The following is a 12,660-nucleotide window of genomic DNA, read 5'->3' as shown; positions in this document are numbered from 1 at the left end:
TCAATTTCGCTCAGGATGAGTGGGGTTCTTGAAGACCAAATGTTCAGCGGCACCGAAACATATGCCGGGCTTTGGGAACTGATGTGGTCAAGGTAGGTTGTTAGGCTAGGCCCTGGGGAGACTGATTTTATGATATCCAACCACTTGAAGAGCTGGCTGGGGCGCGTGCTGTTGGCGCTGTGTCTTGTCATGTCTGAACCGCATGCGCTGGCCCAGTCGCCCGATCAGGTCGGACCGGAAGACCCGCCCTCCATCATCCAGACGCCAGACCCGGCTGCGAGCGATGCAGACATTCAGAAACGGATTGCGGCCATCTTCCAGGAAATCGACAGCCTGAAAGCCGTCACCGTGGAAGTGCGCGAAGGCGTGGTGACGCTGCGCGGGGATGTGGCCAATGCGGCTACTGCCAACCGAGCCGAGCAGATTGCCCTGCGTTTGCAGGGGGTCGTGACGGTGGAAGACCATATGCAGAGGACGCTGGCGGTGCAGGACAATGTCAGTCCTTTTTTGGATTCCACGTCCAGTCGCCTGAAGAATTTCTACCGCGCCCTGCCCCTTTATGGTGTGGCGCTAGCCGTGTTTCTGCTGATCAGCCTGTTTGGCCACTTGCTGGCATCATGGAAAACCTTCTGGCGCGTACTGATGCCAAATCCGTTCCTGTCAGAGCTGGTCGCCGGGGCGTTCCGTATCATCATGCTGTTGATCGGCCTGGTGGTGGCGATGAATTTTCTGGGGGCAACAGCCATCATGGGCACGGTGCTGGGCGGCGCAGGCGTCATCGGCATCGCGGTCGGCTTTGCAGTGCGTGACACGCTCGAAAACTATATCTCGTCCATCATGCTGAGTGTGCGCCAACCCTTCCGGGCGAATGAGCATGTCGTGATTGATGAGCATGAGGGCAAGGTGGTACGGCTGACGTCTCGCTCCACCGTGCTGATGACGCTGGATGGCAACCATCTGCGCATTCCGAACTCCACCGTTTTTAAGGCCGTGATCCTGAATTATACTCGCAATCCGGAGCGCCGGTTCGAATTTGATCTCGGCGTCGATGCGACGGATGACCCAGTGGCGGCGATGCAACTGGGCCTCGACACGCTGAAGGAGCTGCCCTTTGTGCTGGCGACACCGGACCCGGAGGCGTTTATCCAGACGGTTGGCGATTCCAATATCGTGTTGCGCTTTATGGGATGGGTGGATCAACGGAAGACAAACTTTGCCAAGGCGCGCGGCCTGGCCATCAGTGCAGCGAAGGATGTGCTGGAAGAAGCCGGCTTCACCCTGCCCGAGCCGATCTATCGTCTGCGCTTTGACAATGGCCCGGACTTGAGCGTCGGCAACCCCGCCCCGGCAAAGCCCGAGCCGAAACCGAAATCATCCGTACCGGTCGATACCAGCGAGGCAGCTGATGTGAAACCGGATGAACATATCGACCAGAAGGTCGCCGAGGAGCGCGCCGGGAGCAAGGAAGGCGACCTGCTGGATGAGAACCGACCGGTCGAGTAAGGGGCGCGCTAGCGGAAGACCACATCCAGATGGGTCTGTGTACGGCTGACAACCCGGCAATTGGCCGTCAGGCCATCTGAGCGAATGTGCAGGCGAAACTCGTTTGGCACGTTCGTGGTGGTTACCAAATCCAGCCCTGCACCATCCTGACCAAGCTGGCGGACCGTGCAGTCAATATTGGCGGCATTGCCAGCGAATTGAATCTGACCGGATTTCAGCACACGCCGGCGCAGCACGCGCTCGGGCAGCTGTTCATCGCCATAGGCTACACAGCGGTTCCGCCCGGTCTGCTTGGCTTTGTACATGGCCGCATCGGCCTGCTCCATCAGCGTTGAGAGATCATAGTCCCCATGCACATTGGAGGTGATGCCGAAGCTGGCCGTGACACCAACGGTTTTGCCGTCGAATTCAAAACGCAGCAGGGAAATGGCCATGCGCAGCTTCTCGGCCACCTGGGTGGCGCCTTCATGGTCGGTTTCCTGTAGCAGGACAGCGAATTCCTCGCCTCCAAGCCGGCCGAGCATGTCACTGGTGCGCAGCGTTTCGGCGCAGCTTTGGGCGACCTTCTTGAGTACCTCGTCCCCAGCTGCGTGGCCATATGTGTCGTTGATCGATTTGAAATGATCAACATCCAGACCAATTATCGAGACATTGTGCCTATGACGCGAAGACAGCTGCAGTACCCGACGGGATTCCTGCTCAAAGGCGCGGCGGGTCATCTGGCCGGTGAGGCCATCAATCGAGGCCAGCTTGCGCAGCTCGAACAGGTCTGACGCAACGCGCGCGACATCCTCAAGGGAAGTCAACTGGTTGGGCGTCAGTTTGCGCGGCTGGGAATCCATGATGGAGAGCGTGCCGATGATCTCCTTGTCATAGGAATAGATCGGGACTCCGGCGAAGAACTGGACGTTGCTGTAGATGTCGTCCTGCGGCAGGGCCGAGGAGGCGAGCAGGTGCTCGTGCTGTCCGTAAGCGATTGAGACTGTGACGGTCTCGACCATCAACATACTGCGAAGCAGCGCAATGATGTTGTCGAAATTGGAAGAGGAAGGCCCTTCCTGATGGATAATGTCCGTGTTGGAATCTGCCTCATCAGACGCATTTTCTGCGGAAGACGGAGCGTCCGATTTTTGTCTCGCCTGGGACTGGGCCAATAGGGATCACCACATTTTTCGCGCGACCACCCCCATGGTCACGTTGATTGATTACCCCTGCCCTGTTCAATCTGATACAAGAAATGTGTTAATTTGAGATTTCTCCATTGTGGAGAATTTCCGGCGCCACATGAGAGCGCCGGAAAATGTTTAGCGCGCAAACTTCTTGAATTTCAAGCGCTTGGGATTAACAGCATCTTCGCCGAGGCGACGCTTTTTATCCTCCAGGTAGGAGGAGAAGTCACCCTCGAACCATTCAACATGGGAGTCGCCCTCGAAGGCCAGGATGTGCGTCGCCATACGGTCCAGGAACCAGCGATCGTGCGAGATGATCACGGCACAGCCCGGGAAAGCATCCAGGCCCTCTTCGAGTGCCTGCAATGTTTCGACATCAAGATCGTTGGTCGGTTCGTCAAGCAGGAGGACGTTGGAGGCCTGTTTCAGCATCTTGGCAAGGTGCACGCGGTTACGCTCACCCCCGGACAGAAGGCCCACTTTCTTCTGCTGATCAGAGCCCTTGAAGTTGAAGGCGCCGACATAGGCACGGGAGTTCACTTCCACACCGCCAAGGTCGATGACGTCCGTGCCGCCGGAAATCTCTTCCCAGACATTCTTGTTGTCGTCGAGCTTGTTGCGGCTCTGGTCGACATAGCCGAATTTCACCGTGTCACCGACGCGAAGCGTACCGGCGTCCGGCTCTTCCTGGCCGAGGATCATCTTGAACAGGGTGGATTTACCCGCACCGTTGGGGCCGATCACGCCAACAATGCCACCCGGCGGCAGCTTGAATTCGAGATCTTCGATCAGGAGGTTGTCGCCAAAGCCCTTGCGCAGGCCTTCGGCCTCCAGAACCACATTGCCGAGACGCGGGCCCGGGGGAATGCGGATCTGCGCGGTTGAGACCTTTTCCTTCTCGGCCTCGGCTGCCTTCTGTTCGTAGGACTGGATACGCGCCTTGGATTTCGCCTGACGGGCTTTTGGGCTGGAACGGACCCATTCAAGTTCCTTGGCCAGCGAGCGTTGCTTGCCGCGCTCTTCGCGGGCCTCTTGTTCCATCCGCTTGGCCTTCTGCTCAACCCAGCCGGAATAGTTGCCCTGGAATGGCACGCCGCGGCCGCGGTCCAGCTCAAGAATCCAGCTGGTGATGTCATCCAGGAAGTAACGGTCGTGGGTGACCAGGATGACGCAGCCCTTGAAGTTGATCAGATAGTTCTGGAGCCACGCGACCGTCTCGGCGTCGAGGTGGTTGGTCGGTTCATCCATGAGGATCATGTCAGGCTTGGACAGCAGCAGCGCGCAGATCGCGACACGGCGAACCTCACCCCCGGAGAGATTGTTGACGTCCGCATTATCCGCCGGGCAGCGCAGGGCTTCCATGGCCATCTGGATCTTGGAATCGATGTCCCACGCATCTGCCGCGTCGATCTGCTCCTGCAGCGCGGTCATCTCTTCCATCAGTTCGTCGGAATAGTCTTCGCCCAGCTTCCCTGAAATTTCGTTGAACTTGTCCAGCATCTGCTTTTCCGGACAGGAGGCGGCGATATTGTCGAACACGTTCTTGGACGGGTCGAGCTGCGGCTCCTGAGGCAGGTAGCCGACTTTCACGCCATCAGCGGCCCAAGCCTCACCGTTGAATTCCTTGTCCTGACCGGCCATGATGCGCAGAAGGGTGGACTTACCAGCACCGTTGACGCCGACGACACCGATCTTGGCATCCGGCAGGAAAGAGAGGTGGATGTTCTCGAACACCTTCTTGCCGCCAGGATAGGTCTTGGAGAGACCCTGCATATGATAAACGTATTGGGGACCGGCCATTGGAAGCGTCTCCTGAAACTTAGGGGGAATACGTCGCCTCAGTTACGCGGGCGCGGGGGAAAATCAAGCGGGCAGACGCAATGCAGGCCGAACGCATTTGACAATATAAGCAGATTGGCACAGCGATGCGCGTAATCAGAATGGCCTGCCATTCTCGCGGGGAGCCAGATGACAGAACCAAAACAACCCGTCTCCAAGGAAAAAGCCGCCGAGCGGCAACCGGACCTGGACGACATGCTGGAGGATGTCTTCGGGCTGAACATTCGCGCGGCAAACACCGTGTGGGACCTGTTTCGTAGCCCCGCCAAAGTATTCGCGGCGGCGCGGACTCCAGGATGGATGAACGGCACTTACACACCCTCTTTCCGCGTCTACTTTTCGCTGATCGCCATCCTGTTCCTGTTCAAATTCTTCTGGGCCAGCGAGAACACAATGATGCAAGTGGCCTTCGAAACCACAGCGCAGCAACTTCGTGAGGTGGAGCCCCGCCTTAACGTCAACGCGATGGTTGACGACATGATGGAGAAGAACTGGCTGGTCTATCCGTTTGCCGTGGGCTTCTGGTGTACCCTGACGGCCCTGCTAATGCGCATCTGGGGCAAGGGCACGCCGACCATCACGCGCATACGCCTGTTCTTTGCGGCCATCATTCCCAGCACAACGCTGCTGACGGTGCTGATGATCACCACGGCCAAGCTGCCTTTCTCCCTGATGATGGCCGTCGCGGGGCTCTCAATGCTTGTGACCTTCGGATTCGACGCCCTGACCACATGGCGTGGACTGAAAGGCGTGCACAAAAAAGGCGCAAGGCTATGGCGCGCCCTGCTTCTGGGCTTCGTGACATCATGCGTCGGTATATTGGGGCCGACAACCGCTTCCATGGCAGCAGGCTTCTGGGTTGGCCAGGATGTCGGCCGGGCGCTGAATGAACTACATGAGCAGGATGCGGCTGCTGCGACGGCGGAGCGATCAGACGAACCTGCCCTGGAAACAAACCCGGAATAAGCTGAATTGCAGGATAATCAGGCGTCGGCGCGGCGGCGCTCTTCTTCCGTCATGACGATGGCCAGACGCTCCAGCTCGTTCGCGGCACTGTGGCTGCCCATATCATGCGCGCGGGAGAACCAGCGCCAAGCCTCGACATAGTCCGGCTTCTGGCCATGACCTCCCGCATTGGCGATGCCCAAATTGAAGGCGCAGCGGCTATCCCCCAGATTTGCGCCCTTACCCCACCATTCGCGCGCGGCGTCATAGGCCTGCGGGCCACCGGCCCCAGTCATCAGCATAGCGCCCAGATAAGTGATGGCATCAACAACGCTCATTTCCGCCGCGCGCTCAAAGTGTTCGCGGGCTTTTTCTTCATCCTTCACACCACCCAGGCCGTGAAGATACATGAAGCCGAGGTTGAAAATAGCTGTCGGGAGTCCTGCTTCAGCGGCCTGCGTATAATAGGCGCGGGCCGCAGCGAAATCCTGATGGACGCCGCGTCCATGATGCAGCATGGCCCCGAAATTATTGGCCGCAGCGGCGTGACCTTCGTCAGCGGCACGGCGCATGAGCGCCGAAGCCTTCAGCAAACTCTCGCCCCCCTCGCCGTCTATCAGCAAGGCAAAGGCTTTTTCAAACAGAGATTGCCCATCCACCATGAGGGGTACGATATGGAAATCGATGCCCTTGCCTAGCGCGAATTCGCAGTTTTGCAGCTAAAAAAGCTAAATCGTGTCATCAGACTGGATGACATGACCACCCAAACCGGTAAGCTCCCCCACATGAAAGCATCACTCCTGAATATCGCTCAAACTGCTGCTGCGGCTACAGGATTGGCCCTATTTTCCAGTCTCGTCGCCGCGCCAACATTCGCAGATTCCTCTCCCGCCAAGGCAGTATCCCGACCCATGACAGATTTGACCCTTGAACGCCTTTACGCCTCGCCATCGCTGAATGGCTCCTCGCCGATGGGGGTAAAATACTCCCCAGATGGCAAGCGCGTGACGTTCCTGAAGGCCAAGGAGACTGACCAAGCCCGCTATGATCTGTGGCAGTTCGATGTGGCGACGGGCGAACAATCGCTTTTGGTCGACTCGCGGCTGCTGGAACCGGAAGATGTCGAGCTGTCGGAAGAAGCAAAAGCCCTGCGTGAGCGCAAGCGGACGGCGGGCAAGACCGGCATTCTGGATTATTCCTGGGGCACGGCGGACACGATACTGATCCCGCTGGGCGGCGATCTGCATCTGGTTACCCTGACGCCGGATGGCCCGCAGACCAGGCAGCTGACCGACACTGACACATTCGAATATGACGCCAATATCTCGCCCCGCGGCAAATATGCGAGCTTCATTCGCGATGGCGCCCTGTGGATGGTCGATCTGGCGAGCGGAGAGGAAAAGCGCCTCTCCCCTGAAGCCGAGCCCGACAAGGCCGTCTCCTATGGCGTAGCAGAGTTTGTCGCGCAGGAAGAGATGAGCCGCTATACTGGCTATTGGTGGAGCCCGGATGACCGCTATGTCGCCTATACGCGGGTCGATGAGAGCCCGGTGGATGTCGTGCCCCGGTTCGACATTGCCGCAGAAAATGTGACCGTCATCGAACAGCGCTATCCGCGCGCCGGGCGGCCGAATGCGAAGGTGGACCTGTTCGTGCTGGACATCAAAACGGGAGAGACCACGAAACTCTATTCCGTGGGGCCGGACACTTATCTGGCGCGGGTCAACTGGAGCGATGATAGCATCTGGTTCCAGACCGTGAACCGCGACCAGACCGAAATCCGCTATCACCGCTCTGACGGCAAACCATGGCGGGTGTGGAGCCCGTTCAAGGAAACGCAAAAGACCTGGGTGAATCTGTCCAGTGACTTTACGGTGGTCGATGACCGAATCCTTCAGACAACGGAGAAGACAGGATATCGGCAGGTCTATGAACTGCGCCCTGAAGGCGGGGACATGATCCCGCTAACCCGTGGCGACTGGGTGGTGAGTGCGATTGAGGGCGTCGATACGGACGCGGGCCTTGTCTACTTCACCGGCTACGCCGATACGCCGCTGGAGAAGCATCTCTACAGCATTCCGATTGCAACGCGCAGCGACGAGGTGGACACGAACGCCGATGGCGACCCCGCCCGCCGGCCACTATCGGAAAGCAATTGCATCGACCTGATGCCGATGGCTGCCCTGATGAAGGTGGAATGCCCTGCGCCGCAGCGCATTACCGAAACAGGCAAGAGCTGGTCCATCACCATGGCCCCGGACGGCAGAAGCTTTGTCGGCACCTCCTCTGCGCCGGACCAGCCGCCCCAGACGGGCCTGTACAAAGCGGATGGCACGCTGATCGCCTGGCTGCTTGAGAACAAGCTGGACGAGAGCCACCCCTATTATCCGTATCTGGAGCAACATACCGTGCCGGAGTATGGCACGCTGACCGCAAATGACGGGCAGACGCTGTATTATTCCATCCAGACGCCGCCGGATTTCGATGACTCAAAGAAGTATCCGGCGATTATCGAAGTCTATGGCGGCCCACACGTACAGACGGTGGACCGGGACTGGGAGAGCCTGTCTGATCAATACCTCTCCCGACAAGGCTATATCGTGTTCCGCCTGGACAATCGTGGCAGCTGGAATCGCGGCAAGAAATTTGAGGATGTGATCTATCACCAGACCGGAAAGCATGAAGTGGCCGACCAGCTGGAGGGCGTGAAATGGCTGAAGGCGCAGCCCTTTGTGGATGCCGACCGGATTGCCATTCAGGGCTGGTCTTATGGCGGCTACATGACGCTGATGACGGTTTTACAGGCCCCGGAAGGTACGTTCGCAGCCGCAGTGGCCGGTGCGGCCGTGACCGACTGGAGCCTCTATGACACATTCTACACGGAGCGTTACATGGGCACCCCGGAGAACAATCCGGAAGGCTATGACGCCTCAAGTGTGTTCCCCCATGTCGACAATCTGGAGACCCCGCTGCTGCTGGTGCACGGCATGGCGGATGACAATGTCACGTTCGATAATGCGACACGCCTTATGGCAATGCTGCAGGAAAAGGGGAAACTGTTCGAGCTGATGACCTATCCGGGCCAGCGCCATGGCGTTCGCGGAGAAGCCCTGCAGGTACACCTGATGAAAACGCGGATGGAATTCCTGAACCGCCATTTGAAGGCTGGCGCGGAATGATCAAGCCGTGGAAAATTCTTGAGAGCCGGCAGACCTTCAAGGACAAGTTCCTGTCAGTTCGAACGGACAAATGCGAGCGTGAGGATGGCCATATCGTGCCAGCCTATCATGTGCTGGAATTCACCGATTGGGCGACAATCATTCCGATTACGGATGAGGGTAATGTCGTGCTGATACGGGAATACCGCCATGCAGGCGAAATCGTGCTGCTGGGCGTACCGGGCGGCGTGATGGACCCCGACGAAAGCGATCCGGAAGGCGCGGCGGTGCGCGAGCTGCGGGAGGAAACCGGCTATACTGCGCGTGAGATGCTGCCTGTAGGCACCTGCTATCCGAATCCGGCGGTGCAGGACAATCAATTGCATTATTTCCTGGCGCTGGGCTGCACGCTGACCCATGAGCAATCCCTGGACCCGAACGAGGAAATCGAGGTGGTCGAGATGCCTTATGAAGACTTCCTGGCCTATGAAAATCTGGCCGCCCAACATGCGCTTCACGCAGCGGCACTGCTTTACACGGAACGATATTTCGGCAAGCATCCTCATCTCAGACCCTAGAGGAGCGCCCCATGCCTGCCTTCCAGCCGACCGCCGACCAGTTCCGTGCCTTTCGGGATGACCCGTATGACGGCCCCATCGCGCAGGTGAATCTGCTGAAATTCCGCGTGAAGGCGGAATACCAGCCGGACGACCCCGAACACGGGAATGACGAGCCGGGGCGCGATGCCTATCAGCGCTATGCCGATGCCTTCGGTGTGGCAGCGGCGGACGTGGGCGGCACCTGCCTGCTGATGGGCAAGGCCGAGCGTTATTTCATCGGCAATGGTGACTGGGATGCGGTGATGGTGATGCACTTCCCGAAGCGGCAGGCTTTCATCGCCGCGCTTAACCACAAGGATTACCAGTCCATGGCCCGGCACCGGGAGGCGGGCCTGCTATGCCAGGAACTTATCACGACACGCGTTGAGCGCGCAGAAGGTATCACAGGGTGACGGCCTATATTGCGCTGCTGAAAGCGGTCAATATCGCTTTCACGAGTAACCTGGCCGCAAAGGATCTGATCCAACAAAAGAACATAAACGGGAGGGTTATATGAGCCATTATGAAGTCTACGGAGCAGTCGGCTCCCCCTATTCCATGAAGGTACGCGCCGCGATGCGGGCCAAACGGCTGGTACACACATGGACAGGCATGACAGCGCAAGACCGCCAGCAGGTAATGCCGAATGTGAAGGCGCCCGTGATCCCCGTCATCAAGCGTCCGGATGGCAGCTGGACGAATGACTCGACACCCTTCCTGCTGAGCCTTGAACAGGAAGGCCGTGGCCTGTTGCCGCCCAGGCCGCTGGAGCATTTTGCCTGCCTGCTGCTGGAAGACATGGCAGACGAATGGTTCATGAAAGCAATGTTCCATTATCGTTGGGCCTATGAGGACGATGCCGAATGGTGTGCAAACTGGCTGATGTTTGACAGCTTGCCCAATGCGGGCCGCGCAGGCGTGGAAGAGGCCGCCGAAACGATCCGTGAACGGCAGATCAGCCGCATGGCGCTGGTCGGCTGCACGTCCGTCACAGGGCCGCTGATCGAAGCAAGCTGGAAACGTGTCTGCGGGCATCTGGAAACCATGGCGACCGGGCCGAACCGCTTCCTGTTCGGGAACCGGATCTCGCTCGCCGATCTCGGCTTTTACGGGCAGCTGAAAGTGATGAGCGTGGACCCGACGCCAATGGCCTGGATGCGCGCGGAGACGCCCTATCTCTATCGCTGGCTGGACCATGCCGATGATGCCAGCGGAATTGAAGGTGACTGGGCAGACGGCCTCAGCCAGCCTGTTCAGGACTTGCTGGCCATTGCTGGCGACACCTACTTGCCCTTCCTGAAGGCCAATGAAGACGCGCTGAATGCCGAAGAGGACAGTTTCTCACTGGAAATCGAAGGCGGCCAGTATGAGCAGGGTGTGTTCAAGTATCAGGTAAAATGCCTGCAAACCCTGCGCGCCGCTTGGCGTCGGCTGGATGAGGCGACGCGCAAACAGGCGGCGGAACGGATCGGGCCGAATGCCAAAATCCTGGAAGCCAGCGCCGGATAAGCTCGGCTCTGGATTTGTGCCGCAAGCCGCGTATAGTTCCCGTTCTCCTGGGGGACGGAGGACTAGACGCATGGGCCGTACTCTGCAGATACTGAGATGCTGGGCCGTTAGCCTGGCAGGCGCGCTTTTGCTGCTCGCGGGGTCTGCCTTTGCCGAAGACGACGCGCCCGAAAAGCTGGCCTTGCTGATTGCGAATTCAGCGTATCTTGATGACTATGTCGGAACCCTGCCGGGCGTACCGCACGACCGGGAGAAAATGGAGGCTGCCCTCAAAGAGATCGGCTTTCATGTCACGGTTCTGGCCGATGGCACACAGACGCAAATGCAGGCGGCGTTCGCGGATTTCCGACAGAGGCTGGCGGACGCCCCAGAGACCTCCACCGGCTTTATCTATTACACAGGCCACGGCATAGGCAGCGGCGCGGGACAGGATTATTTCATCCCGATTGACCTGGACATTACCCAGATCAGCCGGGGCCAGAGCATGACATCGCAAAGTGTTTCTGTGGAAGATGCGCTGGCTCAAATGGTGTTTGACGGGCCGCGCCAACTGGTGCTCGCCTTTGATACAAACCGCGCCTATATCGGCCAGCGCTCCAAGGGCATCGGCCAGCGCGACAACCCGAAAGAATTAAGGCAGCCGGAAATCTACCAGCTGTGGGCAACACGCATTGGCGACTATGCCTATGAGACGCCGGAGGGGTCTTATTTCAGCCAGGCGCTGGCAGACGCGCTGCGCGAGCCGGGCCTGACGGTGACGGAGATTTTCGCGCGCGTGCAATCGGAAACCATAAAGGCGTCAGAGGGCCAGCAATTTCCGGAGGCGATCATCAGCACGTCCCGCTCGCTCATTTTGTTTGAGGGCGAAGGCGAGAAAGACACGGGCAGCGCGGCCGCGCCGACCAAATCTGTTCCGCTCGTGCAATCCAGCGCGTCCGGTGGGCCACGGGCCGAAAGCATGTCACAAGATCTCGCCCTGGAACTTGCTGTATGGCAGTCCGCCGTCAGCCTCAACTCGATTGAAGCGATGTCTGACTTTATAGAGAAATTCCCTGACAGCGTTCTGGTGGATCAGGCGAGGCTGCGCCTGAAGGCCCTCAGCCTGCGCGCGCCTGCAGGGGCAAAACCGCAAGCAGGGCTTGAGCATTTCATGCCGACGCGGAAAATGGATGGGCCAGCCCGGATCGCGCTGCTGATCGGCAACAGGAATTATGCACCAAACCTGACCGATTTGACCAATCCGCACAATGATGTTCAGCTGATAAAAGACCACCTGATTGATGCGGGGTTTGAAGTGTTTCTCTACCGGGATGCGGACGCGAATGAGATGGGGTTATCTCTCTCCAGTCTGGCGACGCGCCTGTCAAAGGAGCCCCAGGAGATGCCGCCAACGGTGTTCTTCTACTATTCCGGCCACGGATTTTCCCCTGACCCGAACGGGCCCAACTATCTGGCACCTGTGGGCATGAAGCTGACCTCGGAAACGGACCTGATCCGCGCACTTTCGATTGAGAAGGTGATTGAATATGTGCAGGCGTTCGAGCCCTCCTTTGCCTTCTATGTGCTGGATGCCTGCCGCAATGATCCGGGCCTGCCCGCAGGCGACGGCACGAAGAGCGTGAGCGCCAGCAAGGGCCTGTCGCGTGTGGACTGGGTGGGCGGCGCGCTGGTCGCCTACGCCACAGCGCCGGGCGAGACCGCGTTCGACGCGCCAGAGGAAAATGTCGGCCCCTATGCCAGGGCGCTGGCCGACGCGCTGAGCCAGCCCGGCATGGATGCAACGGATGTGTTCAAAACGGCGCAGCGCACTGTCTACTTCGAATCCCGCAAGACGCAGACACCGTGGATTTCCGATGGATTGATGCAGGATTTCTATTTCCACCCGGCGGAAGACAGCGCACAGTCCAGCGCATCCAACTGATCCGACTCGCCTGAAGG

At 58.8% G+C, this 12,660-nt stretch carries 10 protein-coding genes; 7 read left to right on the top strand and 3 right to left on the bottom strand.

The window, feature by feature from the left end:
• Window positions 1–129 precede the first annotated feature (129 nt).
• Window positions 130–1,503: a mechanosensitive ion channel family protein gene (locus tag HY2_RS05050; RefSeq protein ID WP_112061246.1), complete on the top strand. Its 1,374-nt coding sequence runs from the start codon at window positions 130–132 to the stop codon at window positions 1,501–1,503.
• Between the two features lie 8 nt (window positions 1,504–1,511).
• Here the strand turns inward: HY2_RS05050 and HY2_RS05045 are convergent, their stop codons facing one another.
• Together HY2_RS05045 and ettA are read right to left on the bottom strand one after the other, a co-directional pair.
• Window positions 1,512–2,657, bottom strand: coding sequence for a GGDEF domain-containing protein (locus tag HY2_RS05045; protein WP_051594737.1), 1,146 nt, complete (start codon window positions 2,655–2,657; stop codon window positions 1,512–1,514).
• A 150-nt stretch (window positions 2,658–2,807) separates the two neighbouring features.
• Window positions 2,808–4,472 (bottom strand): energy-dependent translational throttle protein EttA, encoded by a 1,665-nt coding sequence (ettA, locus tag HY2_RS05040; RefSeq protein WP_034825309.1) that lies wholly within the window; start codon window positions 4,470–4,472, stop codon window positions 2,808–2,810.
• A 168-nt stretch (window positions 4,473–4,640) separates the two neighbouring features.
• Here ettA and HY2_RS05035 point away from each other — a divergent pair, with 168 nt between their 5' ends.
• Window positions 4,641–5,477, top strand: coding sequence for a hypothetical protein (locus HY2_RS05035; RefSeq protein ID WP_034825307.1), 837 nt, complete (start codon window positions 4,641–4,643; stop codon window positions 5,475–5,477).
• Window positions 5,478–5,494: 17 nt separating this feature from the next.
• Here the strand turns inward: HY2_RS05035 and HY2_RS05030 are convergent, their stop codons facing one another.
• Window positions 5,495–6,118: a tetratricopeptide repeat protein gene (locus HY2_RS05030; RefSeq protein ID WP_051594736.1), complete on the bottom strand. Its 624-nt coding sequence runs from the start codon at window positions 6,116–6,118 to the stop codon at window positions 5,495–5,497.
• Between the two features lie 249 nt (window positions 6,119–6,367).
• Here HY2_RS05030 and HY2_RS05025 point away from each other — a divergent pair, with 249 nt between their 5' ends.
• The 5 genes from HY2_RS05025 to HY2_RS05005 all read left to right on the top strand — a co-directional run bounded on the left by HY2_RS05025 (window position 6,368) and on the right by HY2_RS05005 (window position 12,643).
• Window positions 6,368–8,635: a S9 family peptidase gene (locus tag HY2_RS05025; RefSeq protein ID WP_034825305.1), complete on the top strand. Its 2,268-nt coding sequence runs from the start codon at window positions 6,368–6,370 to the stop codon at window positions 8,633–8,635.
• Window positions 8,632–9,192 carry an NUDIX hydrolase gene (locus tag HY2_RS05020; RefSeq protein WP_034825303.1) on the top strand — a complete coding sequence of 187 codons (561 nt, stop codon included), beginning with the start codon at window positions 8,632–8,634 and terminating at the stop codon, window positions 9,190–9,192. The genes HY2_RS05025 and HY2_RS05020 overlap by 4 nt, the downstream gene beginning before the upstream one ends.
• 11 nt (window positions 9,193–9,203) lie before the next feature.
• On the top strand, window positions 9,204–9,626 hold the full coding sequence (locus tag HY2_RS05015; RefSeq protein ID WP_034825301.1) for a DUF1330 domain-containing protein: 423 nt from the start codon (window positions 9,204–9,206) through the stop codon (window positions 9,624–9,626).
• Between the two features lie 100 nt (window positions 9,627–9,726).
• Window positions 9,727–10,722 carry a glutathione S-transferase N-terminal domain-containing protein gene (locus tag HY2_RS05010; RefSeq protein WP_034825299.1) on the top strand — a complete coding sequence of 332 codons (996 nt, stop codon included), beginning with the start codon at window positions 9,727–9,729 and terminating at the stop codon, window positions 10,720–10,722.
• A 70-nt stretch (window positions 10,723–10,792) separates the two neighbouring features.
• Window positions 10,793–12,643 (top strand): caspase family protein, encoded by a 1,851-nt coding sequence (locus HY2_RS05005; protein ID WP_034825297.1) that lies wholly within the window; start codon window positions 10,793–10,795, stop codon window positions 12,641–12,643.
• Window positions 12,644–12,660: the final 17 nt, after the last annotated feature.

This window comes from Hyphomonas pacifica (assembly GCF_000682675.1).
GTDB lineage: Bacteria > Pseudomonadota > Alphaproteobacteria > Caulobacterales > Hyphomonadaceae > Hyphomonas > Hyphomonas pacifica.
Note: the sequence above shows the minus strand (reverse complement) of the source record. Positions and strands in the feature narration are given on the sequence as shown.